A 25,759-nucleotide genomic window follows, 5' to 3' on the forward strand; every position below is an offset into this window, starting at 1 on the left:
GCACGTGACGCAGGGACCGCTTACGACGGAGGCCGGGGCTCCGGTCGCCGACAACCAGAACAGCGAGACCGCGGGCGTCGGCGGCCCGGTGCTCGTCCAGGACCAGCTCCTGCTGGAGAAGCTGGCCCACTTCAACCGCGAGCGCATCCCGGAGCGCGTGGTGCACGCCCGCGGTGCGGGTGCGTACGGCACCTTCACGGTGACCGCCGATGTCACCCCGTACACGCGTGCCGCCTTCCTCTCCGCCATCGGCAAGCAGACCGAGGTCTTCCTGCGCTTCTCGACCGTGGCCGGCAACCTGGGCGCCGCGGATGCGGTGCGCGACCCGCGCGGCTTCGCGCTGAAGTTCTACACCGAGGAGGGCAACTACGACCTCGTCGGCAACAACACCCCGGTGTTCTTCATCAAGGACGCCATCAAGTTCCCGGACTTCATCCACACCCAGAAGCGTGACCCGTACACGGGTTCGACCGAGGCGGACAACGTCTGGGACTTCTGGAGCCTGTCGCCCGAGTCCACGCACCAGGTGACCTGGCTGTTCGGCGACCGCGGCATCCCCGCCTCGTACCGCCACATGGACGGCTTCGGCTCGCACACCTTCCAGTGGAGCAACGAGGCCGGTGAGGCCTTCTGGGTGAAGTACCACTTCAAGACGGACCAGGGCATCAAGAACCTGACGGCCGAGGCGGCGGCCCGGCTCGCGGGTGAGGATCCCGACTCCCATCAGCGCGACCTGCGCGAGGCCATCGAGCGGGGCGAGTACCCGACCTGGACGGTCGGCGTGCAGATCATGCCGGTGGCCGAGGCGGCGACGTACCGGTTCAACCCGTTCGACGTGACCAAGGTCTGGCCGCACGCGGACTACCCGGTCGTCGAGATCGGCAAGCTGGAGCTCAACCGCAACCCGGAGAACGTCTTCGCCGAGGTCGAGCAGTCGATCTTCAGCCCCGCCCACTTCGTGCCGGGCATCGGACCGTCCCCGGACAAGATGCTCCAGGGCCGCCTCTTCGCCTACGGCGACGCCCACCGCTACCGCGTCGGCATCAACGCCGACCACCTGCCGGTGAACCGTCCGCACGCCACCGCGGCGCGCACCCACTCCCGTGACGGGTCCCTCTACGACGGCCGTCACGGTGGCGCGAAGAACTACGAGCCGAACAGCTTCGGCGGCCCGTTCCAGACGGACCGTCCGCTGTGGTCGGCGACGGCCGTGAGCGGCGCGACGGGTGATCACCCGGCTCCGGTCCATGCCGAGGACGACGATTTCGTGCAGGCGGGCAACCTCTACCGCCTGATGGGCGAGGACGAGAAGGAGCGCCTGATCGCCAACCTGGCGGGCTTCATCGCCAAGGTCTCGCGCGACGACATCGTCGAGCGGGCGATCGACAACTTCCGTCGGGCCGACGGAGACTACGGCAAGCGGCTGGAGGCCGCGGTGCAGGCCCTGCGCGGCTGAACCTCCAGCACTGGACCGCTCGCGGTAGTGGACGGGCCGGGTCCCCTTGCGGGGCCCGGCCCCGTCCGTTCCGCTACGCGGGGACCTGCTGCCGTGCCGGCGCCCAGCAGCGGATGATGTCGCGGACAGAGACGATGCCGGCGGGTTCGCCGCCGTCCAGCACGATGAGGTGCCGGAAGCCGCCGTGTGCCATGGCGCCGGCCGCCTCCTCCAGCGTCCAGGCCGGAGCGGCGAACACGACGTTGTTGGTGGTGTGGGCGTGGGCGCGCTCCGTGTCCGGGTCCTGGCCCAGGCCCACGGAGTTGAGGATGTCGCGTTCGGTGAGGATGCCGATGCCGCCGGCGTCGGGGTCGTGGACCACCGCCGCCCCCACCTTGCGCGCGGACATCAGCGCGGCCGCCTGGCGCAGGGTGTGGGTCGGGCCGATGGTGAGGACGACAGTGCTCATGGCGTCACGGACGAGCATGGATGGAGCCACCTCCTGGGAGTGTCCCCGCCGTTTGTTCAGCGCTTCACAAGTTCACAAGTGGGGGTACTCTCAGAGTGGCAGGCAAAGGGAGGGTCAACAAGGGGGCGCTCGGTAACAACGGGGGGGCTCAGTAGCGCTGGTTCAGATACCCCAGCAGCTCGTCGTGGAGGAGGCCGTTCGACGCGGCCGCGTTGCCGCTGTGGGGGCCCGGGCGTGCGTCGAGGCCGGTGAAGGTGCCGCCGGCCTCGGTGACGACGATGGCGGTGGCGGCCATGTCCCACAGGGACAGCTCCGGCTCGGCGCACATGTCGACCGAACCCTCCGCGACCATCATGTACGGCCAGAAGTCGCCGTACGCGCGCGTACGCCACACCTCGCGGGTGAGGTCCAGGAAGCCGTCCAGGCGTCCGTGCTCCTCCCAGCCACTCAGTGAGGAGTACGCGAAGGAGGCGTCGGAGAGTGTGGAGACCCGGGAGACCCGCAGCGGGGAGGCCTTGGTGAGGCTGCGGCCGGAGAACGCGCCGTGGCCCTTCGCGGCCCACCAGCGGCGGCCGAGGGCGGGGGCGGAGACGACGCCCACGACGGGCTGGAAACCACCCTCGCCGGCCTCCATCAGTGAGATGAGCGTGGCCCAGACGGGCACGCCCCGCACATAGTTCTTGGTGCCGTCGATCGGGTCGATCACCCAGCGGCGGGGGCCGGTGCCCTCGACGCCGTACTCCTCGCCGAGGATCGCGTCCCGTGGGCGGGCGCGCCCGAGGTGGCCGCGGATGAGTTCCTCCGCGGCCTTGTCCGCCTCGCTCACCGGGGTCATGTCCGGTTTGGTCTCGACCTTGAGGTCGAGGGCCTTGAACCGGTCCATCGTCCCGGCGTCGGCGGCGTCGGCGAGGACGTGGGCGAGACGCAGGTCGTCGAGGTAGTCGGGCATGCAACGAACCTATCTGCCGAGGTGCGGGTGGGGCTACAGGGGGTCGGCGGGGCCGGGGGAGTCGGATGCCGTCCCGGGCTTGGTGTGGAGGACGGCGCGCGCCTGCTCCGCGGCGCGGGCGGTGCTCTCGGAGACGAAGGCGAGGAAACGGGCGACGTTCTCGAGGCGGGCGGCGGCCGGGGTGCCGGGGCCGAGGACGCCGACGCCCTGCCGCGCGGTCTCGACGACCTGGGCGATGGCCTTCGCGCTGGCCAGCATCGACCGGTACCAGATGTCGTCGTCGACGACGTAGCGCTCGCGGCGGCCGTGGTCCGTCTCCCGGCGGACGAATCCCTGGCCGTCGAGGAACGCGACCGCCTTGGAGACGGACGCGGGGCTGACCTGGAGCCGCTGGGCGAGTTCGGACGCGGTGAGGCTGCCCGAGTCGGTGAGGCAGAGGCAGGCCATCACCCGGGACATCATCTTGGGCATGCCCGACCCCATCATGACCGTGGTGAACGTCTCCTCGTACTCGCGTACGGCCTCGGCGTCCCGCCCGTCGGTCCGCGGGGGTGCCTTCGGGCCCCGGGGTGCGGCCTGCCTGCGGCGCCGGGTGCGGTGTTCGGTGGCGCGGTGGGCCAGGTCGGCGCGGTAGGCAGTGGGGCCGCCGTTGCGCATGACCTCGCGGGTGACCGTCGACGTCGGGCGGTCGAGACGCCGGGCGATCTCCGCGTAGGCCAGGCCGTCGGCCAGCCCCAGCGCGATCTGCTGGCGTTCCTGCTGCGTGAGCCTGCCTCCCGGCATCGCGGCCTCCTTCGTGGTGCGTGATGTCTGCGCACCCTAGCGTTCACTTTCATTCCATTGCAACGAATGAAGAAGCCTTGTTGCGTTATTCGGCATAGTCATTGCAATGATTCCATTGGCTTGACCTGCAGTTACTGCCTTCTCATGCAATGAAGTCGTTGTCGAATCTGTGAACGCAACGTAGCTTTTCCATCGTTGGAAACAACGGATCCCCGAAGGAGAGCACGATGCGTAAGTTCGACAGCCCCGCCCCTGTCTCGGCCGTCCTCGACATCCCCGCCGGACGCATCCGGTTCATCGCGGCCGACCAGGCCGACACCACGGTCGAGGTCCTGCCCGCGGACGCCGCGAAGAGCCGCGACGTGAAGGCCGCGGAGCAGATCGAGGTGGCCTTCGGCGACGGCGTCCTGCGGATCGAGGCCCCGGCGGCGAAGAGCCGGATCCTCGGCCACTCCGGCTCCGTCGAGGTGACGGTGCAACTGCCCGCCGGCTCCAGCGTGGAAGGGAAGGCGGCAGCCGCCGAACTCCGCGGCGTCGGACGCCTCGGCGATGTCGCCTTCGAGGCGGCGCAGGGCTCGGTCAAGCTCGACGAGACCGGCAGCGCCCGCCTCACCCTGCTGGCCGGCGACATCTCGGTCGGCCGCCTGGGCGGCCCCGCGCAGATCAGCACCCAGAAGGGTGACCTCGGCATCGCCGAGGCCGTAGGCGGCGCGGTCGCGCTGCGCACCGAGCAGGGCGACATCTCGGTCGGTGCCGCCCGCGGCGTCTCCGCCTCCCTGGACGCCGGCACTGGCTACGGCCGGATCCACAACACCCTCGTCAACACCGACGGCGCCGCGGCCGGCCTGACCATCCACGCGACCACCGCCCACGGCGACATCACCGCCCGCAGCTTGTAGAGCCCCCAGCCTCTCCGAAGGAGCACCCTCATGACCGACCTGGCCATCGCGGCGAACGGGCTGCGGAAGAGCTACGGCGGCAAGACCGTCCTCGACGGTGTCGACCTGGCCGTCCCGGAAGGGACGATCTTCTCCCTGCTCGGCCCGAACGGCGCCGGCAAGACCACCGCCGTCAAGATCCTCTCCACCCTCATCCCGCCGGACCCGGCCAGCGGCGAGATCCGGGTCGGCGGCCACGACCTCACCGCCGATCCGCAGGCCGTACGCGCCGCGATCGGCGTCACCGGGCAGTTCTCCGCCGTCGACGGCCTGATCACCGGCGAGGAGAACATGCTCCTCATGGCGGACCTGCACCACCTGCCCAAGCGCGAGGGACGGCGGGTCGCCGCCGGACTGCTGGAGCGCCTCGACCTCACCGACGCCGCGAAGAAGCCCGCGTCCACCTACTCCGGCGGCATGAAGCGCCGCCTCGACATCGCCATGACCCTGGTCGGCGACCCGAGGATCATCTTCCTCGACGAGCCCACCACCGGCCTCGACCCCCGCGCCCGCCACACCATGTGGGAGATCTTCCGCGAACTCGTCACCGGCGGCGTCACCGTCTTCCTCACCACCCAGTACCTGGAGGAAGCCGATGAACTCGCCGACCGCATCGCCGTGCTCCACGACGGCACCATCGCCGCCGAAGGCAGCGCCGACGAACTGAAGCGGCTCGTCCCCGGCGGACACGTCCGGCTCCGCTTCACCGACCCGGCCGCCTACCGGCACGCCGCCGCCGTCCTGCGAGGGGTCACCCCGGACGACGAAGCCCTCGCTCTGCGGATCCCCAGCGACGGCAGCCAGCGCGAACTGCGTTCCATCCTCGACCGGCTCGACTCCGCCGGCATCGAAGCGGACGAACTGACCGTCCACACGCCCGACCTCGACGACGTGTTCTTCGCCCTGACCGGCCCGGCCGACGTCCCCGACCAGCCCAAGGAGACCGCCCGATGAGTTCACTCGGCCTCGCCCTGCGCGACTCCTCCACCATGCTGCGCCGCAACCTCCTGCACGCCCGGCGCTACCCGTCCCTCACCCTGAACCTGCTGCTCACGCCGATCATGCTGTTGCTGCTGTTCGTCTACATCTTCGGCGACACCATGAGCGCGGGCATCGGGGGCGGGGGTCCGGACCGCTCCGCGTACATCGCCTTCGTCGTGCCGGGCCTGCTGCTGATGACCATCGGCAGCACCACGATCGGCACCGCGGTCTCCGTCTCCAACGACATGACCGAAGGCATCATCGCCCGCTTCCGCACCATGGCGATCCACCGCGGATCGGTGCTCATCGGGCATGTCATCGGCAGCGTGCTGCAGGCGGTCATCAGCGTGGTGCTCGTCGGCGCCGTCGGCGTGGCCATCGGCTTCCGCTCCCACGGCGCCGGCGTACTGGAGTGGCTCGCGGCCTTCGGACTGCTCGTGCTCTTCGCCACCGCGCTCACCTGGATCGCGGTAGGCATGGGCCTGGTCAGCCCGAACGCCGAGGCCGCCGGCAACAACGCGATGCCCCTGATCCTGCTGCCCCTGCTGTCCAGCACCTTCGTACCGCTCGACGCGATGCCGGGCTGGTTCCGGCCGGTCGCCGAGTACCAGCCGTTCACCCCGGCCATCGAGACCCTGCGCGGCCTGCTCCTGGGCACCGGGATCGGCCACAACGGATGGCTCGCCCTCGCCTGGTGCGTCGGCCTCGCGGTGCTCGGCTACTTCTGGTCGACCTCGAAGTTCGACGGCGACCCGAAGTAACCCCCAGAACCGTCAGCGGCGCGTCAGGAACTCGGGGGGACCATGGTGATGATCACGCGGGCCACCTCCCGCGAAACGTGCCACCCCAGGGCGGCGCACACCGGCATCCAGCCGGAGTGCGCCGCCCGTTCGTCTGCCCGGGGCGAGTCCGCGGCAGGGGCGACGCACCGCGCGACAAGGCCGAAACGCGCCCCCGCACGCACTCGCGAACCCTTGACAGTGCTGCCGTGCGCGTCAAACCTGGGCGCAGAGCCGCTCGCCCCAAAGGGAGGCGAAGATGCCTGCAGCGCGGGAATCCTTACTGGACGCCGCCTACACGGCGCTGGTGCGCCGGCCGTGGTCCGCCGTACGGATGGTGGACGTGGCCGCGGCGGCCGGAGTGTCCCGCCAGACGCTGTACAACGAGTTCGGCAGCAAGGACGGTCTGGCCAGGGCGCTGGTGAGGAGGGAGGCCGACGGGTATCTCTCCGGGGTGGACCGCGCTCTCACCGAGCACAGCGACGCCCGCGACCGGCTCACCGCCACCGCCGAGTGGACCGCCTCGGCGGCCCGGGACAACGTCCTCGTCCGCGCCATGCTCACCGGCTGCTGGAGCGAGCGGCTGCCCGCCCCGAACCTGGCGGCCGTGCCGTCCACCTCCGCCGTACCGGCCCAGCGCCGCGCCGACGGGCCCCTGCCCTCGCCCGGCGACTTCGTCGCCCTCGTCCGCGACCGGGCCGTCACCTTCCTGGCCGGCCCCGGCACGCCCAAGTCCGCCACGGCCGACCTGGCCCGCTCCTGCGAACTCGCCGTCCGGCTCGCCCTGTCGTGTGTGGCCGCGCCACCCGGCGAGGGTGGCGTCGCCGGCCTGGTCCGCAGCGCCCTGGAGCGGCAGGCCGGCTGACAGGACGTCAGTGCGCAGACCCCGACAACTGCAACCCGACCACGCCGATGATGACGAGACTGATCGACACGATCTTCAGCGTCGACACCAGGTCCCCCAGGAACACCATGCCGTAGATCGCCGTCCCCGCCGCACCGATGCCCGTCCACACGGCGTACGCGGGGCCCACGTCGAGCTTTCTCAGCGCCAGGGTCAGCAGGCCGAAGCTGCCGAGGGCGAAGATGCAGAAGGCGACCGTCGGCCAGAGCCGGGTGAAGCCGTGGGACAGCTTCAGACACACCGCGAAGCCGGTCTCGAGCAACCCGGCCACGATGACCAGCAGCCACGCCATGAGTCGTCCTCCCGTATCCCACGTTCAGTGACCGCTCAGTCAAGTTCGTCGCGCTCGTCATGCTTTGGCCAGGCTTGCATGCGGCTTGCGTGCGATTATGCACTTACCGCCCATGCACCGGCACAAACAACGCGGAGGTCAGTCGCCTTCCTTGCGCTCGCGCGTGGCCAGCAGCCGGCGCAGCGAGTAGAGCCGCGCCGGATCCGCGTGCCCCTCGGCCACCCAGGCGTCCAGCGCGCAGTCCGGCTCGTCGTGACTGCACGCACGCGGGCAGCCCTCGGTGCCCGGCTCCAGGTCGGGGAAGGCGTGGATGACCTGGGACGGGTCCACATGGTGCAGCCCGAAGGACCGCAGGCCCGGCGTGTCGATCACCCAGCCGTCACTGCCCGACAGCGGCAGCGCCAGCGCCGAGGTGGTGGTGTGGCGTCCGCGGCCCGTCACCGCGTTCACATGCCCGGTCGTACGCCGCTGATCTTCCGGCACCAGCGAGTTGACCAAGGTCGTCTTGCCGACCCCGGAGTGGCCGACGAACGCGGTGATCTTGCCGTCGAGCTGCTCGCGCACCCGGGCGAGGGCGGTTCCGTTCTGCAGTTCCTCGCGGCTGGTGACGACGTGGGGGATGTCGAGGTGGCCGTACAGCTCCAGCAGCTTGTCGGGCGGGGCGAGGTCCGACTTGGTCAGAACCAGCAGCGGGTCCAGGCCGCCCGCGTAGGCCGCGACCAGACAGCGGTCGATGAGCCGGGGGCGGGGCTCCGGGTCGGCCAGCGCGGTGACGACGGCCAGCTGGTCGGCGTTGGCGACGACCACCCGCTCGAACGGGTCGTCGTCGTCCGCCGTGCGCCGCAGGACCGAGGTCCGCTCCTCGATGCGCACGATCCTCGCCAGTGAGTCCTTCCTGCCCGTCAGGTCGCCCACGATGGCCACGCGGTCGCCGACCACCGCCGCCTTTCGGCCCAGCTCGCGGGCCTTCATCGCCATGACCACACGGTCCTCGACGAGGCAGGTCAGGCGGCCCCGGTCGACGGTGAGGACCAGGCCCTCGGCGGCGTCGTCGTGTTTGGGGCGGATGTTCGTCCGGGGCCGGGTGTTCCGGCGGCCGGGACGGGTGCGGATGTCGTCCTCGTCGGTGTGCTTGCCGTAGCGGCGCATGACCTGATCCCCGCGTCCTATGCCCCGAGCATCCCGGTCCACAGGTCGGGGAAGTCGGGCAGGGTCTTGGCCGTCGTCGCCACGTTCTCGATCTGCACGCCCTCCACCGCCAGTCCGATGATCGCGCCGGCCGTGGCCATGCGGTGGTCGTCGTAGGTGTGGAAGATCCCGCCGTGCAGCCGGCGCGGGCGGATGTGCAGACCGTCGGCGGTCTCCGTGACGTCGCCGCCGAGTTCGTTGATCTCCTTGGTGAGCGCGGCCAGCCGGTCCGTCTCGTGCAGCCGTAGGTGGGCCACGCCGCGCAGGGTCGACGGGGAGTCCGCGAGGGCCGCGACCGCCGCGATGCCCGGCGTCAGCTCACCGACCTCGCCCAGGTCGACGTCGATGCCGTGCACCGAGCCGGAGCCGGTGAACGCCAGCCCGTAGTCGGTCAGTTCGCAGGAGCCGCCCATCTCGGTGAAGATCTCGCGCAGCCGGTCACCGGGCTGTGTGGTGCGGGAGGGCCAGTCCGGGACGACGACCTTGCCGCCGGTCACCAGCGCCGCCGCCAGGAACGGCTGGGCGTTCGACAGGTCCGGCTCGATGACCAGGTCCCGGCCGAGCAGGGCGCCCGGAGAGACCCGCCACACGTTGGGCTCGCCGCCCGACTCGGGCGTGTCCACCTGGGCGCCGACCGCGCGCAGCATGTCGACGGTCATGCGGATGTGCGGCATGGAGGGCAGCGTGGCGCCGGTGTGGCGGACCTCGACGCCCTGGTTGAAGCGCGGCCCGGACAGCAGCAGGGCGCTCACGAACTGCGACGACGAGGAGGCGTCCACGGAGACCGTCCCGCCGTCCAGGGCACCACTGCCGTGCACGGTCAAGGGCAGCGCGCCGCGGCCGTCGTCGTCGATCCGGGCACCGAGCTGACGCAGCGCGTCGATGACGCCGTTCAGCGGACGCTCGTAGGAACGGGGGTCGCCGTCGAACCGGACGGAGCCGTCGGCGAGCGCGGCGACCGGCGGCAGGAACCGCATCACCGTGCCGGCGTTGCCGACATCGACCGTGGCCGGGCCGCGCAGGCCGGTGGGGAGCACACGCCAGGCCTCGCCGGTGCCGTCGGGGCCCACGCCCTCCTCGATCTCGATGCCCATGGCGCGCAGCGCGCCGGCCATCAGCAGGGTGTCGCGGGAGCGCAGGGGGCGGCGCAGCCAGCCGGGCTCGGAGGCGAGGGAGGCGAGGACCAGGGCGCGGTTGGTGACCGACTTGGACCCGGGCACGTGGACCGTCGCGTCGACGGCTCCGCTCGCGTGCGGGGCGGGCCAGAGGGCGGTGTCTGGGGTGTTCGGGGCCATGGCTCCACTTTATAAGCAGGCCGTCGTCCGAGTGCGGCGCCGTGGGGCCGGTCGCACTCGCGTGGTGGAGCCGCGCGCCGCGGCAGCCCCACGCGCCTTCGGGCCGGGGCACCGCGGCGGCCCGACGCCCCTTCCAGCCGGCCGTCACATCTCCAGCAGCCAGCGTCCTCCGCCGATCAGCGAGCACAGCGACACCGCGTGGAACAGGAAGAACCAGAGTCCCGCCGGTACGTGCGTCAGCCGCGACAGCTGATCGGCGTCCGAGTCCCCGGCTCCGCCCCGGGCCCGCTTCGCCTGGAGTTCGAAGGCCGGGCGGACTCCGCCGATCAGCAGGAACCACACCACCGCGTACGCGAACGCCGCCTGGACCTGGGGGCCGGCCAGCCAGGACACCAGCACGAACATGCCGCCGGTGACGAGCATGGTCAGGGCGCCGTAGGCGTTGCGGATCATCACGAGCATGACGAGGAGCAGGGCCGTGGCCAGCCACAGCAGGAGCGTGATGCGGCCGGAGCCCAGCAGGGAAGCCCCGCCGAGTCCCAGCAGGGGCGGGGCCGTGTAACCCGCGGCGGCGGTGAGGATCATGCCGATGCCGTGCGGCTTGCCGCGGCTGACGGTCAGGCCGCTGGTGTCCGAGTGCAGACGTATGCCCGTGAGGGTGCGGCCGGTGAGCAGGGCCACGAGCCCGTGGCCGCCCTCGTGGGCGATGGTGATCGCGTTGCGGGAGACGCGCCACAGGCCGGGCGGGACCACGACGGCGAGCGCGGCGCCCAGGGTCGCGATCACCACCCACAGGTCGGGGTCGGGCTGCGTGCCGGACACCTCGTCCCAGAGGGTGGCGAGCGAGGCGGTTGCGGTGCTGTCCATGTGCGGCGTCGGCTCCCTGCGGTCGATCCAATGGGTGCGGCGCGCAGCGCCGTCGTTGAGGGGTGGTGGTCGGGCGGCGGGTGGGCCTGGCAGTGTGGCACGTATGTGCGGACGGTACTCAGCGAGTCGTAGACCAGAGGATCTCGCAGGAATCTTTGAGATCGAGAAGTGGGAGCCCGAGGAGACCCTCGCCCCTGACTACAACGTGGCGCCCACCAAAGAGGTCTACGCGGTCCTGGACCGCCCCCTGAAAGACGCGGACGACCCGCGGCCGGTTCGGCAGCTGCGCACGCTGAAGTGGGGGCTCGTCCCGTCCTGGTCGAAGACCCCCGAGGGCGGCGCCCGGATGATCAACGCCCGCGCCGAAACCGTCCACGAGAAGCCGTCCTACCGCCGTGCCTTCACCTCCCGGCGCTGCATCCTGCCCGCCGACGGCTACTACGAGTGGGTCACCGGCAACCAGGAGCGCGAGCTGGAGGTCGAGGGCAAGAAGAAGCGGCCCCGCAAGCAGCCGTACTTCGTGACACCCGCGGACGGGTCGGTCTTCGCCATGGCCGGGCTGTACGAGTTCTGGCGGGACAAGACGCTGCCCGACGACCACCCGCGGGCCTGGTGGGTGACGTGCTCGGTGATCACCACGGAGGCCGAGCAGAGCCCGCTGGCGGTGTCCCCGGCCGACGGACCGCGGGCGCTGGCCGAGATCCACCCCAGGATGCCGCTGATGCTGACGCCCGACCGCTGGGACGCCTGGCTGGACCCCTCCCGCACGGACGCCGACGACCTGCGCGAGCTGCTCGCCCCGCCGCCCGAAGGACTGATGCGGGCCTACCCGGTCGCCACGGCCGTCAGCAACGTCCGCAACAACGGGCCGGAGCTGCTGAAGGAGCTGGAAGGGCCCGAAGAGGGCACACTCTTCTGACGTGACGCATGTGACGACGACGGCCGGCACGACCACCGAGACCGTCGAGACCGACGCCGGAACCGCCCGTATCACCTGGCACGGGGTGAAGAAGGCCCGGCTGGTGCTCGCCGTCAGCCACGGCGCGGGCGGTGGCATCGAGGCCCGTGACCTGGTGGCTCTGGCCGGAGCCCTGCCCGCCCACGGCGTGGCCGTCGCCCGGGTGGAGCAGCCCTGGCGGGTGGCCGGGAAGAAGGTGGCGCCCGCGCCGAAGACCCTGGACGCCGGCTGGCGCGGCATCTGGCCCGCCCTCGCGCGGTCCGGTCTGCCGGTCGTCTCCGGCGGGCGCAGCGCCGGAGCCCGGGTGGCCTGCCGCACCGCGACCGAACTGGGTGCCCGCGCGGTGCTCGCGCTGAGCTTCCCGCTCCACCCGCCGGGCAAGCCGGAGAAGTCCCGTGCCGACGAGCTGCTGGGCGCCGGGGTGCCCACCCTGGTCGTACAGGGCGGCAACGATCCGTTCGGGAAGCCGGAGGAATTCCCCGAAGGGGCGTTCGAGCTCGTGGAGGTCCCGTACGGGGATCATGGCTTCGCCGTGCCGAAACGGGCGGACCTCTCGCAGGACGACGCCGTGTCCCTCATCACGGACGCGGTCGTGGAGTGGACCGGGTCACTCGGGTAAAGCTTCGGGAATGCCGGGGCGGCGGTCACTGTTGTGCGGGACGTACGTGCTGGAGACCAGCACCGACGTCACAGGAGAGGGAGTCCGCCGCATGGGTTCGACCATCTGCCCGACCCGCAGCAGCCGCGCCGACCTGGACTGGACGGTGCTGCACGCGGCCAAGACCGCTTCTATTGGGGCGGCGGGCGGACCGGATCGTCGTCTATCCTCCGATTCGGGTGAGACCGGTCTCGGTCTCACGAGAACACTCGAGGAGGTGGGTCCGGTCACAGGGACCGACGCAGGGACCGAAAACGGCCAGGCGGAGCAGCCCGAAGGCCAGGGCGGCACGGGCGCGGAGACGGCCGCGGAGCGCAATGCGCGCTTCGAGCGGGACGCGCTCGAGTTCCTCGACCAGATGTACTCGGCCGCGCTGCGCATGACGCGGAACCCGGCCGACGCCGAGGACCTGGTGCAGGAGACGTACGCCAAGGCGTACGCGTCCTTCCACCAGTTCCGCGAGGGCACCAACCTCAAGGCGTGGCTGTACCGGATCCTCACCAACACCTTCATCAACTCGTACCGCAAGAAGCAGCGCGAACCTCAGCGCTCCGCGGCCGAGGAGATCGAGGACTGGCAGCTCGCCCGCGCCGAGTCGCACATGTCGACGGGCTTGCGCTCCGCGGAGTCGCAGGCGCTCGACCACCTGCCCGATTCGGACGTGAAGCGGGCGCTCCAGGCGATCCCCGAGGAGTTCCGCATCGCCGTCTACCTGGCTGACGTCGAGGGGTTTGCCTACAAGGAGATCGCCGACATCATGGGGACACCCATCGGTACGGTGATGTCCCGGCTGCACCGGGGCCGCCGTCAGCTGCGCGGCATGCTGGAGGACTACGCCCGTGACCGCGGGATGGTCCCGGCCGGTGCCGGAGAGTCGAACGAAGCGAAAGGCTCGGGGTCATGAGCTGCGGAGAGCCGCACGAGACGGATTGCAGCGAAATCCTCGATCATCTCTACGAGTTCCTCGACCGTGAGATGCCGGACTCGGACTGCGTGAAGTTCGAGCACCACTTCGAGGAGTGCTCGCCCTGCCTCGAGAAGTACGGGCTCGAACAGGCCGTGAAGAAGCTCGTCAAGCGCTGCTGCGGGCACGACGACGTGCCGGGCGACCTGCGGGACAAGGTCATGGGGCGGATCGAGCTGATCCGCTCCGGCCAGGCCGTCCCCGAGCAGGACGTCACGGCCTCGCCCGCCACGCCCCAGGAGTCCTGACACTCCTGCGCTTTGCAACTACCCCACTTCTGAACGGTTAGTCGCCCTCGAACGCGTCACTCGAACGTGCGAATCCGCGGGTTATCGGCCCGCGGACCCCCCTGCCCCCGTCCTAGGCTCCGGGCCTGACGGACACTGCCGGGGGAGGGCTCTTGGAAGCGGTACCGGCACGGGCACGTGTCTCCATCGCCTGTACCGCCATTGCCGCGCTGCTCTGCCTGCTGCCGCTGCCGGGCGTACGCGCGCCCTGGTGGGCGGTCGCGCTGCTCGCCGCGCTGTACGCCGGCTGTGAGCGTGTCGCCCGGTCCCGGTTCGTGGGCATCTCCCATCCCGCCGGGACCTTCTACCCCGTGCTGCTCGCCGGTGCCTTCCTGCTGCCGCCGCCCGCCGCGGCGTTGGTGGCCGTGCCCGGTGCGCTGCTCTCGCACGCCGGGCAGCGGCCCGTGGCGCTGCGGCGCGTGTGGCGGGCAGCCCAGCTCGTCCTCGGGGTGTGGGCCGCGGCCGAAGTGCACTCGCTGCTCGGCGGGCGGGACGCGGTGGCCGCGGGCGACGTTCCGTACGCCCTCGGCCCGGCCGGGGCGGCCGTGCTGGCGTTCTGCCTGGTGCTCGCGCTGCTCGACGGCGGGATCCTGGCCGTGGGCGTGGGGGCACCGCCCACGCCCTTCAGGCAGTGGGGGAGGGTGCCGGTCCGGCGGGCCTGGCGGGGACTGGTGGCGCGCTCGCTCGCGCCCATCGCCGTGCACGGCCTCGCCGGACTGATGATGGCCGTCCTGTGGCGCAGCCCCTACGGGCCGGTCGCCGCGCTCCTCGTGCTGCTGCCCATGTGCGTCTCGTGGTGGGCGTTCGCCCAGTACCACCGGGAACGCGCCGCCCATCAGGCGACCATCCGGGCGCTGGTCCAGGCCGTCGACATCAAGGACGGGTACACCCGCGGGCACAGCGAGCGCGTCGGGCAGGCCTCCATGATGATCGCGCGTGAGCTGGGCATGGCCGACGAGCGCGTGGAAGTGCTCCGCTTCGCCGGGATCCTGCACGACGTGGGCAAGCTCGGCGTCCCCACCCGGCTGCTCAGGAAGGACGGGCCGCTGACGCCCGAGGAGCGGCGGGTGATCGAGCTGCATCCGGAGTACGGGCACGAGATGGTGCGCGGCATCGGTTTCCTCGGCGAGGCCCGCGCCGCCGTGCTGCACCACCACGAGCGGCTGGACGGCAGCGGCTACCCGTACGGGCTGGTGGGCCGTCAGATCCCGGAGTCAGCACGGGTCGTGGCGGTCGCGGACGCCTTCGACGCCATGACCTCCACCCGGAGCTACAGCAGGGCCCGGCCCGTCGCGGTGGCCCTGGCGGAGCTGGAGCGGTGCGCGGGCAGCCAGTTCGACCCGGTGATGGTCGCGGCGCTCGTCGAATCCGTCGGGCGGACGGGGTGGCACCCCGCGGTGACCGCCGACGACGAGAAGCCCCAGGCGCCCCGGGTGCCCCCGCCCGGCGCACCTCTCTCCAGCCGCCCGGGAGCACACCGATGAGCGCGTACCGGCCGCCACCGCTCCTCACCCTCGTCCACGCCTGCGCCGCCCTCCTCGCCGCCGGCTCCCTCGCCGTCACCCTCTACGACGGCCTGGAGGAACGCCGGGTCGCCCTCGCCTTCGGCGTTCTCATCACCGTCGGTGAGCTCTCCCGGCGCAACGGCGCGCAGATCCGGGAGCCGGCACCGCTCGGGGCAGCCGCGGCCCTGTCCTACGCCCTGCTCGGCGAGGCCGGCGGACGGGCCACCCACCACGGCCCCGCCCACGTCGTCGCCGTGGTGCTGGCCGCCTCGCTGCTCGGCAGCGTGCCGCACATCGCACGCGGGCAGGGACCCACACTCGACCACCTGGCGCGCCGCGTGCTCACCGTCGGGTTCGTCGCCGTGTGCTTCCAGTCCCCGTACAACCGCGGCATGTTCGACGACTGGGGCGGTCCCGCCTACGCGCTGCTGCTGCTCGCGCTGCTGTCGCTCACCGCCCTGTGCGACGCGGTGCTCGCCGCCGCCCTGGCCCACACCCGCACCGGCTGGCCCTTCGGGCCGGTGCTGCGGGACGAGCTGCGGGCGGTGTGCGGCATCGGGTCCGCAGTCATCGCCACGGGGGCGGTGATGGCGCTGGCGGTCGCCGTCGTGGGCCTGTGGGCGCTGCCGGTCTTCTCCGTGCCGCTGCTGCTCGCCCAGATGTCGTTCCGCCGGTACGCCGCAGTGCGGGCGACCTACCGGCAGACCATCGCCTCCCTCGCCCGGGCCACCGAGGTCGCCGGATACACCCCCTGCGGGCACGCCCGGCGGGTCGCCGCGGTCAGCCAGGCGGTGGGGCGTGACCTGGGGCTGACCGAGGCCGAGCTGACCGTGCTGGAGTACGCCGCGCTCATGCACGACATCGGCCAGCTGAGCCTCGTCGACCCGGTGCCGGCGGGTGCCACCGCCGCCCTGCCCGCCGCGGAGCAGCGGCGGATCGCCCTGCTCGGCGGAGCCGTCGTACGGCAGACGGGCGTCGACGAGGCGGTGGCCGTCGTCGTGGAGCGGCAGGCCGACCCCTACGCCGAGCAGCCGCTCGCCGCGCGAATCGTCCGCGCCGTGAACGCGTACGAGGAGAAGTCCCGGGAAGGAGGGCCCGGCGGGCCGCTGACGGCGCTGGAGGAACTCCGGCTCACCACCTCCGGGACGTACGCCCCGGAGGTGGTGGAATCACTGGCCCGCGTCCTGGCAAGGAGCAGTCTGACCCTGCCCGTGGCTGGGTAACCCATGGGTAATGAGCGCCCTCGAGGCCGTACGTGGTTGGATGCGAAGGAGAAGGTGTCCGGGGGCTCGAAACACAGCTACGGCCAGCCCACCGCACGGAACTGGCAGGCGGGAATCGTGAGGATCTTCGGCAAGGGACGGCACCGGCCCTCCGCCTCCTGGCGGCAGGCCACAGACCGGGCGTTCACCCTCATCGGCGACGGCCGGTACGAGGACGCGGGCGCCCTGCTGACACGTGCCGCCGATCTGGAGCCCTGGCTTTCCGAGTCCTGGTTCAACCTCGCGCTGCTGCACAAGTTCCGGCACGACTGGGAGCAGGCGCGGGCGGCCGGACTCAGGGCCGTGGCGCTGCTCGACCGGGACACCGGCGCGCCCGACTGGTGGAACGTCGGCATCTCCGCGACCGCGCTCCAGGACTGGCCCCTGGCCCGGCGCGCCTGGCAGGCCTACGGGCTGCGGGTACCGGGTGCTGCCAACGACTCAGGCGAGCCCCTCGGCATGGACCTCGGCAGCGCGGCCGTACGGCTGTCCCCGGAGGGGGAGGCCGAGGTCGTGTGGGGGCGGCGGCTGGATCCCGCGCGGATCGAGGTGCTGTCCATTCCGCTGCCGTCGTCGGGGCGGCGCTGGGGCGAGGTCGTGCTGCACGACGGGGTACCGCACGGGGAGCGGACGACGGCCGCCGGGCACACGTACCCGGTGTTCGACGAGATCGAGCTGTGGGCGCCGTCGCCCGTGCCGACCTGGGTGGTGCTGCTGGAGGCGGCGACCGAGTCGGACCGGGACGCGCTGGAGCAGCTGGCGGGCGACGCCGGGTTCGCCGCGGAGGACTGGTCCTCCTCGGTGCGGCTGCTGTGCCGGATGTGCTCGGAGTCGCGGATGCCGTCGGACGAGGGCGACGGAGAGCATCTCGATCCGCACGATCACAGCGAGCCGGGGCACCCCGGGCCGCTGGGGCACCGGACGGACGGGCAGCTGTGGGTGCCGGAGCGGGAGTGCGGGCTGGCCGCGCCGGCTTCGCTGGTCCGGGGGTTGCTGGACGGGTGGGTGGCCGACAGTCCGGATTCCCGGGACTGGCGGGATCTGGAAGAGGTGTGCTGAGGCCGTCCTGTCGCTGCGGCGGCGTGGGGGGCCTGTCGCGCGGTTCCCCGCGCCCTGAGAGCGGGGCGTTCCACCCGCGTACCCTGTATCGCATCTCAGCCCGGTCAGTTTCAGGAAGGCGTACGTAACGTCATGGCTCAGCAGGACACCGATCAGCAGCGCGCGGGCGTGCTCCCCGTCGATGGCGAGGGGTACGTGATCGACACGGAGGGCTGCGAGGAGCGCGAGGCTGCCTGGCGGGAGCGGGGGACCTCGCGGCCGATCACGGTCGTCGGGAACCCGGTGCTGCACAAGGAGTGCAAGGACGTCACCGACTTCGGCGACGCCTTCCAGCAGTTGGTCGCGGACATGTTCGCCAGCCAGCACACCGCCGAGGGCGTGGGCCTGGCCGCCAACCAGATCGGCGTCGACGCGAAGGTCTTCGTCTACGACTGCCCGGACGACGAGGGCGTCCGGCACACCGGCGTCGTCTGCAACCCCAAGCTCGTCGAACTGCCCGCCGACAAGCGCCGCCTGGACGACAGCAACGAGGGCTGCCTGTCGGTGCCCACCGCGTACGCGCCGCTCGCCCGGCCCGACTACGCCGAGGTGACCGGGCAGGACGAGAAGGGCAACCCGATCAAGGTGCGCGGCACCGGGTACTTCGCACGGTGTTTGCAGCACGAGACCGACCACCTCTACGGGTACCTGTACATCGACCGGCTCTCCAAGCGCGAGCGCAAGGACGCGCTGCGGCAGATGGCCGAGAACGAGCCCCGCTACCCCGTGGTGGCCAACGACTGAGATCCCAGCCGCACCAGGCGCACGGCGTCTGTTCGGGTTCACCACCCTGAACAGGCGCCGTTCCTCTGTGCCGTTCGCCTGTCCGTCGCATGTTCGATCGCTTCTGCTCTCCTGGCGATCCGGTGGCAGTCACACAACGGGAGGTTCCCGGCACTGTGGGGTAGTGAATGAAGCAAATGCGTTCCCAGAACGGTCAGTTGTAGTGCTGAATGGGATGAGCGGGGTATGCAACGGCGCACGCCCGGCACGAAGGGAGGGGCGCCCGCGCCAACTGGCGTCTGAGAGGGGTTAGTTCGTGCATGCTTTGTCACACGGCACCACAACGGCACCGGTCACGATCGCAGTTCCACCGTCGCTCTCTCTCCCGGTGATCGAGGCGGCGTTTCCCCGGCAACTCCACCCGTATTGGCCGAAGTGCCAGGAGAAGACCCGGGCCTGGCTGCTCGAAAAGCGGCTCATGCCGGCGGACAAGGTGGAGGAATATGCCGACGGCCTTTGCTACACCGACCTCATGGCCGGGTACTACCTCGGCGCCTCCGACGAGGTCATGCAGGCGATCGCCGACTACAGCGCGTGGTTCTTCGTCTGGGACGACCGTCACGACCGCGACATCGTGCACGGCCGTCCGGGCGCCTGGCGGCTTCTGCGGGACCGGCTGCACTCGGCCCTCGACTCCCCCCGGGAGCACCTGCACCACGAGGACCCACTGGTCGCCGGGTTCGCGGACAGCGTGCTGCGGCTGTACGCGTTCCTGCCCCAGTCGTGGAACCTCCGGTTCGCCCGGCACTTCCACGCGGTGATCGACGCGTACGACCAGGAGTTCCACAACCGCACCGAGGGAATCGTCCCGACCGTCGAGGAATACCTCCGGCTGCGCCGGCTCACCTTCGCGCACTGGATCTGGACGGATCTGCTGGAGCCGACCGCCGGGTGTGAACTCCCCGATGCCGTGCGAAAGTATCCGGCATATCGGCGGGCGGCGCTGCTGAGCCAGGAATTCGCCGCCTGGTACAACGACCTGTGCTCGCTTCCGAAAGAGATAGCGGGCGACGAGGTGCACAATCTCGGAATCAGTCTCATCACCCATGAGGGGATGACTCTGGAACAGGCGGTCGCGGAAGTCCGGCGCCGTGTCGAGGAATGCATCACCGATTTCCAGGACGTCGAGCAGGAGGCATTGCGGTTCGCCGACGACCTCGCCGACGGCTCCGTGCGCGGAAAGGAACTGAGCGCCGCCGTGCGGGCCTGCCTGAGCAATATGCGGAACTGGTTCAGTTCCGTGTACTGGTTCCACCACGAGTCCGGCCGTTACATGGTCGACAGCTGGGACGACCGGTCCACACCCCCGTACGTCAACAACGAAGCGGCAGGTGAGAAATGACCATCGAGTCGGTGAAGCCCGAAACCCCGCCGGCCGTGGAACTGCGGGAACCGCCCCGGGCAGGCGGGGGCGTCCCCGTCCTCGGGCACGGCTGGAAGCTCGCGCGCGACCCGCTGGCGTTCATGTCACGGCTGCGCGACCACGGCGACGTCGTGCGGCTGAAGCTGGGGCCGAAGACGGTGTACGCGGTCACCGCCCCGGCCCTGACCGGCGCCCTGGCGCTGAGCAACGACTTCATCATCGCCGGACCCCTGTGGGAGTCCCTGGAGGGCCTGCTCGGCAAGGAGGGCGTGGCCACGGCGAACGGCCCGCGCCACCGGCGCCAGCGGCGCACCATACAGCCCGCCTTCCGGCTCGACGCCATCCCCGCCTACGGCCCGATCATGGAGGAGGAGGCCCACGCGCTGACCGAGCGCTGGAAGCCCGGCGAGACGATCGACTGCACCTCGGAGTCCTTCCGGGTGGCCGTGCGCATCGCGGCCCGCTGTCTGCTGCGCGGCGACTACATGGACGAGCGGGCGGAACGGCTGTGCGTCGCTCTCGCCACCGTGTTCCGTGGGATGTACCGGCGGATGGTGGTCCCGCTCGGGCCGCTCTACAACCTGCCGCTCCCGGCCAACCGTGAATTCAACCGGGCACTGGCCGATTTGCATCTCCTCGTCGACGAGATCGTCGCCGAGCGCCGGGCATCCGGTCAAAAGCCGGACGATTTGCTGACGGCATTGCTGGAGGCGACGGACGAGAATGGAGACCCGATCGGGGAACAGGAGATCCACGATCAGGTCGTCGCCATCCTCACCCCCGGCAGCGAGACCATCGCCTCCACGATCATGTGGCTGTTGCATATGCTCGCGGAGCACCCCGAACACGCCGACCGGGTACGCGACGAAGTGCTGGCCGTCACCGGTGGGAGGCCGGTGGCATTCGAAGACGTCCGAGGACTCAGGCACACCAACAATGTCGTCGTCGAGTCCATGCGTTTGAGCCCCGCCGTCTGGATTCTGACGCGCCGGGCGGTACGGGACACGGAACTCGGTGGATACCGCATTCCGTCCGGGGCGGACATCATCTACAGCCCGTACGCGATCCAGCGCGACCCGAAATCCTACCGACGGAACCTCGACTTCGACCCCGACCGCTGGCTTCCGGACCGGGTCAAGGACATTCCGAAACACGCCATGAGCCCGTTCAGCGTGGGAAACCGCAAGTGCCCGAGCGATCACTTCTCGATGGCCCAGCTGACGCTCGTCACGGCGGCCCTGGCCACCAGGTACCGGTTCGAGCAGGTCCCGGGGTCCAAGGACGCCACCCGCGTCGGCATCACGCTCCGGCCGCACGACCTGCGGGTGCGGGCGGTGCCGAGGTGACGGGGGGAGGCTTCAGGCGGCTTCGGGGCCTCTGAACGTCCGCCGGTAGGAGTTCGGCGTGGTTCCGATCGCCCGGACGAAGTGATGGCGCAGCGTGGCCGCGTTGCCGAACCCCGCTCGACCGGCGATCGCGTCCATCGTCTCGTCCGTCGCCTCCAGCAGCCGCTGGGCCAGCAGCACGCGCTGGCGCAGGATCCAGCGGTAGGGAGTCGTCCCGGTCTCCTGCTGGAAGCGGCGGGCGAAGGTGCGCGGGGACATGTGGGCGTGGGCGGCGAGCTGCTCGACGGTGACCTCCTCGTCGAGATGGCGCTCCATCCACGCCAGCACGTCGACGATCGTGTCGCCTTCGAGGTGGGGGAGCGGGCGCTCGATGTACTGGGCCTGGCCGCCGTCGCGGTGCGGTGGCACCACCATCCGCCGGGCGATCTTGTTGGCGACCTCCGAGCCCTGCTCCTTGCGCACCAGGTGCAGGCAGGCGTCGATGCCGGCGGCCGTGCCCGCGGAGGTGATCACCGGGTCCTCGTCGACGTAGAGGACGTCCGGCTCGACGATCACACGCGGGTACTGCCGGGCGAGGTCCTTCGCGTGCTTCCAGTGCGTGGCGCAGCGGCGGCCGTCCAACAGCCCGGCCGCGGCCAGCACGAAGACCCCGGAGCAGACGCTCAGCACCCGGGCACCGCGGTCGACCCCGCGCCGCAGGGCGCCCAGCAGCTCCGGGGGGAAGTCCCGGCAGGCGTAGCTGCGCCCGGCCGGCACGGCGATCAGGTCGGCCGTCTCCAGCCGCTCCAGGCCGTGCTCGGCCTGGAGCGAGAAGCCCGAGTTCATGCGGAGCACCGGGCCCTCGGCCGAGGCGACGGCGAAGTCGTAGACCGGCAGGCCATCGTCGCTCCGGTCGGTGCCGAAGACCTCGCACACCACACCCAGTTCGAAGGGGTTCACGCCGTCGAGCAGGGCGACGGCCACGTTCTGCAACATGCCTCCAGTGTGCCTCGCCGTTGGCAGTAATTCGAGGGTCTACGGCAGTACTGCCACTGACGGTAAGGAGTCATCGGCGCGACAGTGGTGTCCATGAACACGAACCAGATCGAAGCACTCATCGGACTGACCGCCACGCTGGGGATCCTGGTCCTCCTGGTCCTCCCGTCCGTGATCGGCCTGGTGCGCGAGCGGCGCATCGACCGTCAGATCAGGGAGGCTCAGGAGGCCCGGGGAGGCGTGCCGGCTCAGAAGTCCTCGTCCAGGTCGACGGTGCCCTCCACCGCCACCTGGTACGCGGAGGGCCGCCGCTCGAAGAAGTTGGTCAGCTCCTGAACCCCCTGGAGCTCCATGAAGGAGAAGGGGTTCTCGGAGCCGTACACGGGAGCGAAGCCGAGCCGGGTGAGCCGCTGGTCGGCGACGCACTCGAGGTACTGGCGCATCGACTCGGTGTTCATGCCCGGGAGGCCGTCCCCGCACAGGTCGCGCGCGAACTGCAGCTCGGCCTCGACGGCCTCCCGGAGCATGTCCGTCACCTCCTGCCGGAGCCGGTCGTCGAAGAGCTCCGGCTCCTCCTTGCGGACGGTGTCGACCACGTCGAAGGCGAAGGACATGTGCATCGTCTCGTCACGGAACACCCAGTTGGTGCCGGTGGCCAGGCCGTGCAGGAGGCCCCGGCTGCGGAACCAGTAGACGTACGCGAAGGCGCCGTAGAAGAACAGGCCCTCGATGCACGCGGCGAAGCAGATCAGGTTGAGCAGGAACCGGCGACGGTCGGACCGGGTCTCCAGCCGGTCCATCTTCTCCACCGAGTCCATCCACTTGAAGCAGAACGACGCCTTCTCGCGGATGGACGGGATGTTCTCCACGGCCGCGAAAGCCGCGGTGCGGTCCTCGTGGTCGGGCAGATAGGTGTCGAGCAGCGTCAGATAGAACTGGACGTGCACGGCCTCCTCGAACAGCTGGCGCGACAGGTACAGGCGCGCCTCCGGGGAGTTGATGTGCTTGTACAGCGTCAGCACGAGGTTGTTCGCGACGATCGAGTCGCCCGTCGCGAAGAACGCGACCAGCCGGCCGATCAGGTGCTGCTCCGCCGGTGACAGCTTGGCGAGGTCGGTGACGTCCGAGTGGAGGTCGACCTCCTCCACGGTCCAGGTGTTCTTGATGGCGTCCCGGTAGCGCTCGTAGAAGTCCGGGTAGCGCATGGGGCGCAGGGTGAGCTCGAAGCCGGGGTCGAGAAGGTTCTGAGTCATAGCAGTCGGCGCGAAGCGCCGTCCTCCAGGGGTGGCGGTCGGGTGGCGGCTGGGAATTACTGGCAGGCCTCGCAGGACTCGGGGTTTTCCAGGGAGCAGGCGACCGCTTCGGGATCCGGGGTGGCCTGCGCGGGGACGGTGGCCTGGGCGGCGCGGGCGATGCGGGTCGCCGGGCGCGAGCGCAGGTAGTACGTCGTCTTCAGCCCGGACTTCCAGGCGTAGGCGTACATCGAGGAGAGTTTGCCGATGGTCGGCGTCTCCAGGAACAGGTTCAAGGACTGGGACTGGTCCAGGAACGGAGTCCTGGCCGCCGCCATGTCGATCAGGCCGCGCTGCGGGATCTCCCACGCCGTGCGGTACAGGGCGCGCACGTCCTCGGGGATCCAGGCGAAGTCCTGCACCGAGCCGCTGGCCTCGCGCAGGGCCTCCCGGCTGCGGGCGTCCCACACTCCGAGCCGCTTCAGCTCGTCCACCAGGTAGGAGTTGACCTGGAGGAACTCGCCCGACAGCGTCTCGCGCTTGAACAGGTTGGACACCTGCGGCTCGATGCACTCGTACACGCCCGCGATCGAGGCGATGGTGGCCGTGGGGGCGATCGCGAGGAGCAGCGAGTTGCGCATGCCGGTCGTGGCGACGCGCTCCCGCAGGGCCGCCCAGCGCTCGGGCCAGGTCAACTCCACGTCGTAGTGGTCGGGGTGCAGCACGCCCCGGGCCGTGCGGGTCTTCTCCCAGGCCGGCAGCGGGCCGTTGCGCTCGGCCAGGTCGGCGGAGGCCTCGTACGCGGCGAGCATGATCCGCTCGGCGATGCGGGTGGAGAGGGCCCTGGCCTCGGGCGAGTCGAAGGGCAGGCGCAGTTTGAAGAAGACGTCCTGGAGGCCCATCGCGCCGAGGCCTACCGGGCGCCAGCGGGCGTTGGAGCGGCCCGCCTGCTCGGTCGGGTAGAAGTTGATGTCGACGACCCGGTCGAGGAAGGTCACGGCCGTACGGACGGTCTCGTCCAGCCGCTCCCAGTCCAGGTCGCCGGTCGATGTGTCGACAAAGGAACCCAGATTGACCGAGCCCAGGTTGCAGACCGCCGTCTCGCCGTCGCTGGTGACCTCCAGGATCTCCGTGCAGAGGTTCGAGGAGTGGACGACGTGACCCGGCTCGGCCGTCTGGTTGGCGGTGCGGTTGGCGGCGTCCTTGAAGGTCATCCAGCCGTTGCCGGTCTGCGCGAGGGTGCGCATCATGCGGCCGTACAGCTCACGGGCGGGCAGGGTCTTGCGCGCCAGGCCCTCCGCCTCGGCCGCCCGGTACGCGGCGTCGAACTCCTCGCCCCACAGGTCGACCAGCTCGGGCACGTCCGAGGGGGAGAACAGCGACCACTGCGCGTCGGCGTTCACGCGCCGCATGAACTCGTCCGGCACCCAGTGCGCCAGGTTCAGGTTGTGCGTGCGGCGGGCGTCCTCGCCGGTGTTGTCGCGCAGCTCCAGGAACTCCTCGATGTCGGCGTGCCAGGTCTCCAGGTAGACCGCGGCGGCGCCCTTGCGACGACCGCCCTGGTTCACGGCGGCGACCGAGGCGTCGAGGGTCTTCAGGAACGGGACGATGCCGTTGGAGTGGCCGTTGGTGCCGCGGATCAGGGAACCGCGGGCGCGGATGCGGGAGTACGCGAGTCCGATGCCGCCGGCGTGCTTCGACAGCCGGGCCACCTGGTGGTACCGGTCGTAGATGGAGTCCAGCTCGTCCTTGGGGGAGTCGAGGAGGTAGCAGGACGACATCTGCGGGTGCCGCGTGCCGGAGTTGAAGAGGGTGGGGGAGGAGGGGAGGTAGTCGAGGCGGCTCATGAGCCCGTAGAGGGCGGCGACTTCGTCGACGGAGCGGAGGGTGTCGTCCTCGGCGAGACCGGCGGCGACGCGCAGCATGAAGTGCTGGGGCGTCTCGACGACCTTGCGGGTGATGGGGTGCCGGAGCAGGTAGCGGCTGTGCAGCGTGCGCAGGCCGAAGTAGCCGAAGCGGTCGTCGGCGCCGGTGTCGACGAGCGCGTCGAGCCGCGCCGCGTGCAGCCGGACGAACGCGGCGGTCCGGTCGGCGATGAGGCCTTCGCGGTGGCCGGTCCGGACGGACTCGGTGAACGACGTGACGCCCTGCGAGGCGGCCTCTTCGCGGATGCCGATGGTCAGCAGCCGGGCGGCCAGCCGGGAGTAGGCGGGGTCCTCGGAGATCAGACCGGCCGCGGCCTCCGTCGCCAGCTCCCGCAACTCGCTCTCGTCCGCCTGCGCGGACCGGCCGCGCAGCGCGGCGGCGGCGACCCGGCCGGGCTCGGTGTCGGGGAGGTCGGCGGTCAGCTCGGTCAGGGTCCGCAGCAGCGCGGCACCGGGGGCATCGTGCTCTTCTTCGGTGGCTGAGACCGGTTCGGCTGGCGCGATGGTCACGTGGGGCTCTCCC

Annotated in this window: 26 protein-coding genes; 16 read left to right on the forward strand and 10 right to left on the reverse strand. The window is 70.8% G+C overall.

The window, feature by feature from the left end; translation table 11 throughout:
* Window positions 1–4: 4 nt before the first annotated feature.
* Window positions 5–1,456 carry a catalase gene (locus tag ACFY9S_RS21125; RefSeq protein WP_391130744.1) on the forward strand — a complete coding sequence of 484 codons (1,452 nt, stop codon included), beginning with the start codon at window positions 5–7 and terminating at the stop codon, window positions 1,454–1,456.
* A gap of 73 nt (window positions 1,457–1,529) precedes the next feature.
* Here the strand turns inward: ACFY9S_RS21125 and ACFY9S_RS21130 are convergent, their stop codons facing one another.
* The 3 genes from ACFY9S_RS21130 to ACFY9S_RS21140 form a co-directional block, all read right to left on the reverse strand.
* Complete coding sequence (locus tag ACFY9S_RS21130) at window positions 1,530–1,922, reverse strand: cyclic nucleotide-binding/CBS domain-containing protein (protein ID WP_102911931.1); 393 nt, start codon at window positions 1,920–1,922, stop codon at window positions 1,530–1,532.
* Window positions 1,923–2,052: 130 nt separating this feature from the next.
* A complete protein-coding gene (gene hisN / locus ACFY9S_RS21135; protein WP_102911932.1) occupies window positions 2,053–2,853 on the reverse strand; it encodes a histidinol-phosphatase in 801 nt (266 codons plus the stop codon).
* A 33-nt stretch (window positions 2,854–2,886) separates the two neighbouring features.
* Window positions 2,887–3,636, reverse strand: a complete 750-nt coding sequence (locus ACFY9S_RS21140) for a helix-turn-helix domain-containing protein (RefSeq protein WP_391130747.1) — start codon at window positions 3,634–3,636, stop codon at window positions 2,887–2,889.
* Window positions 3,637–3,863: 227 nt separating this feature from the next.
* Between ACFY9S_RS21140 and ACFY9S_RS21145 the strand changes: the two genes are divergently transcribed.
* The 4 genes from ACFY9S_RS21145 (at window position 3,864) to ACFY9S_RS21160 (ending at window position 7,199) form a co-directional block, all read left to right on the forward strand.
* Entirely contained in the window at window positions 3,864–4,535 is a 672-nt protein-coding gene (locus ACFY9S_RS21145) for a DUF4097 family beta strand repeat-containing protein (RefSeq protein ID WP_391130750.1), read from the forward strand.
* 30 nt (window positions 4,536–4,565) lie between these two features.
* The gene (locus ACFY9S_RS21150; RefSeq protein WP_391130753.1) at window positions 4,566–5,528 is read left to right on the forward strand and encodes an ATP-binding cassette domain-containing protein; all 963 of its coding nucleotides are present in this window, start codon (window positions 4,566–4,568) and stop codon (window positions 5,526–5,528) included.
* Complete coding sequence (locus ACFY9S_RS21155; protein ID WP_391130756.1) at window positions 5,525–6,316, forward strand: ABC transporter permease; 792 nt, start codon at window positions 5,525–5,527, stop codon at window positions 6,314–6,316. Before ACFY9S_RS21150 ends, ACFY9S_RS21155 begins: the two co-directional genes overlap by 4 nt.
* A 277-nt stretch (window positions 6,317–6,593) precedes the next feature.
* Window positions 6,594–7,199, forward strand: coding sequence for a TetR family transcriptional regulator (locus ACFY9S_RS21160; protein WP_391130759.1), 606 nt, complete (start codon window positions 6,594–6,596; stop codon window positions 7,197–7,199).
* Between the two features lie 7 nt (window positions 7,200–7,206).
* Here ACFY9S_RS21160 and ACFY9S_RS21165 read toward each other — a convergent pair whose 3' ends face one another.
* From ACFY9S_RS21165 to ACFY9S_RS21180, 4 genes are all read right to left on the reverse strand, one after another.
* Complete coding sequence (locus ACFY9S_RS21165) at window positions 7,207–7,530, reverse strand: multidrug efflux SMR transporter (RefSeq protein ID WP_030851564.1); 324 nt, start codon at window positions 7,528–7,530, stop codon at window positions 7,207–7,209.
* Window positions 7,531–7,668: 138 nt separating this feature from the next.
* Window positions 7,669–8,679 carry a ribosome small subunit-dependent GTPase A gene (gene rsgA / locus ACFY9S_RS21170; RefSeq protein ID WP_391130763.1) on the reverse strand — a complete coding sequence of 337 codons (1,011 nt, stop codon included), beginning with the start codon at window positions 8,677–8,679 and terminating at the stop codon, window positions 7,669–7,671.
* A gap of 17 nt (window positions 8,680–8,696) precedes the next feature.
* On the reverse strand, window positions 8,697–10,013 hold the full coding sequence (gene aroA / locus ACFY9S_RS21175) for a 3-phosphoshikimate 1-carboxyvinyltransferase (RefSeq protein ID WP_391130766.1): 1,317 nt from the start codon (window positions 10,011–10,013) through the stop codon (window positions 8,697–8,699).
* Window positions 10,014–10,157: 144 nt separating this feature from the next.
* Entirely contained in the window at window positions 10,158–10,880 is a 723-nt protein-coding gene (locus ACFY9S_RS21180) for a M50 family metallopeptidase (protein WP_391130769.1), read from the reverse strand.
* Window positions 10,881–10,983: 103 nt separating this feature from the next.
* Here ACFY9S_RS21180 and ACFY9S_RS21185 point away from each other — a divergent pair, with 103 nt between their 5' ends.
* The 10 genes from ACFY9S_RS21185 to ACFY9S_RS21230 all read left to right on the forward strand — a co-directional run bounded on the left by ACFY9S_RS21185 (window position 10,984) and on the right by ACFY9S_RS21230 (window position 21,104).
* Window positions 10,984–11,799: an SOS response-associated peptidase family protein gene (locus ACFY9S_RS21185; protein ID WP_391130771.1), complete on the forward strand. Its 816-nt coding sequence runs from the start codon at window positions 10,984–10,986 to the stop codon at window positions 11,797–11,799.
* Between the two features lies 1 nt (window position 11,800).
* The gene (locus ACFY9S_RS21190; RefSeq protein ID WP_391130774.1) at window positions 11,801–12,457 is read left to right on the forward strand and encodes an alpha/beta family hydrolase; all 657 of its coding nucleotides are present in this window, start codon (window positions 11,801–11,803) and stop codon (window positions 12,455–12,457) included.
* Window positions 12,458–12,713: 256 nt separating this feature from the next.
* The gene (gene sigR / locus ACFY9S_RS21195) at window positions 12,714–13,400 is read left to right on the forward strand and encodes an RNA polymerase sigma factor SigR (RefSeq protein WP_102908798.1); all 687 of its coding nucleotides are present in this window, start codon (window positions 12,714–12,716) and stop codon (window positions 13,398–13,400) included.
* Entirely contained in the window at window positions 13,397–13,708 is a 312-nt protein-coding gene (gene rsrA, locus ACFY9S_RS21200) for a mycothiol system anti-sigma-R factor (RefSeq protein WP_033314427.1), read from the forward strand. Before sigR ends, rsrA begins: the two co-directional genes overlap by 4 nt.
* Before the next feature lie 152 nt (window positions 13,709–13,860).
* The gene (locus tag ACFY9S_RS21205; protein ID WP_391130777.1) at window positions 13,861–15,231 is read left to right on the forward strand and encodes an HD domain-containing phosphohydrolase; all 1,371 of its coding nucleotides are present in this window, start codon (window positions 13,861–13,863) and stop codon (window positions 15,229–15,231) included.
* Window positions 15,228–16,475 carry an HD domain-containing protein gene (locus ACFY9S_RS21210; RefSeq protein ID WP_391130780.1) on the forward strand — a complete coding sequence of 416 codons (1,248 nt, stop codon included), beginning with the start codon at window positions 15,228–15,230 and terminating at the stop codon, window positions 16,473–16,475. Before ACFY9S_RS21205 ends, ACFY9S_RS21210 begins: the two co-directional genes overlap by 4 nt.
* A 117-nt stretch (window positions 16,476–16,592) precedes the next feature.
* Window positions 16,593–17,573: a tetratricopeptide repeat protein gene (locus ACFY9S_RS21215; protein ID WP_391131180.1), complete on the forward strand. Its 981-nt coding sequence runs from the start codon at window positions 16,593–16,595 to the stop codon at window positions 17,571–17,573.
* A gap of 132 nt (window positions 17,574–17,705) precedes the next feature.
* Window positions 17,706–18,356 carry a peptide deformylase gene (def, locus tag ACFY9S_RS21220; protein WP_391130783.1) on the forward strand — a complete coding sequence of 217 codons (651 nt, stop codon included), beginning with the start codon at window positions 17,706–17,708 and terminating at the stop codon, window positions 18,354–18,356.
* A 295-nt stretch (window positions 18,357–18,651) separates the two neighbouring features.
* Window positions 18,652–19,737 (forward strand): epi-isozizaene synthase, encoded by a 1,086-nt coding sequence (cyc1, locus tag ACFY9S_RS21225; RefSeq protein WP_391130786.1) that lies wholly within the window; start codon window positions 18,652–18,654, stop codon window positions 19,735–19,737.
* Window positions 19,734–21,104, forward strand: coding sequence for a cytochrome P450 (locus tag ACFY9S_RS21230; protein WP_391130789.1), 1,371 nt, complete (start codon window positions 19,734–19,736; stop codon window positions 21,102–21,104). The genes cyc1 and ACFY9S_RS21230 overlap by 4 nt, the downstream gene beginning before the upstream one ends.
* Before the next feature lie 12 nt (window positions 21,105–21,116).
* Here the strand turns inward: ACFY9S_RS21230 and ACFY9S_RS21235 are convergent, their stop codons facing one another.
* On the reverse strand, window positions 21,117–22,079 hold the full coding sequence (locus tag ACFY9S_RS21235) for a helix-turn-helix domain-containing protein (protein WP_391130792.1): 963 nt from the start codon (window positions 22,077–22,079) through the stop codon (window positions 21,117–21,119).
* Between the two features lie 93 nt (window positions 22,080–22,172).
* Between ACFY9S_RS21235 and ACFY9S_RS21240 the strand changes: the two genes are divergently transcribed.
* Complete coding sequence (locus ACFY9S_RS21240) at window positions 22,173–22,415, forward strand: hypothetical protein (RefSeq protein WP_391130795.1); 243 nt, start codon at window positions 22,173–22,175, stop codon at window positions 22,413–22,415.
* Here the strand turns inward: ACFY9S_RS21240 and ACFY9S_RS21245 are convergent.
* Window positions 22,328–23,332: a ribonucleotide-diphosphate reductase subunit beta gene (locus ACFY9S_RS21245; protein ID WP_102908805.1), complete on the reverse strand. Its 1,005-nt coding sequence runs from the start codon at window positions 23,330–23,332 to the stop codon at window positions 22,328–22,330. The two genes, ACFY9S_RS21240 and ACFY9S_RS21245, sit on opposite strands and share 88 nt — an antisense overlap.
* A gap of 56 nt (window positions 23,333–23,388) precedes the next feature.
* The gene (locus ACFY9S_RS21250) at window positions 23,389–25,746 is read right to left on the reverse strand and encodes a ribonucleoside-diphosphate reductase subunit alpha (RefSeq protein WP_391130798.1); all 2,358 of its coding nucleotides are present in this window, start codon (window positions 25,744–25,746) and stop codon (window positions 23,389–23,391) included.
* Window positions 25,747–25,759: the final 13 nt, after the last annotated feature.

Source organism: Streptomyces sp. NPDC012474, assembly GCF_042955185.1.
GTDB classification, from domain to species: Bacteria; Actinomycetota; Actinomycetes; order Streptomycetales; family Streptomycetaceae; genus Streptomyces; species Streptomyces cahuitamycinicus.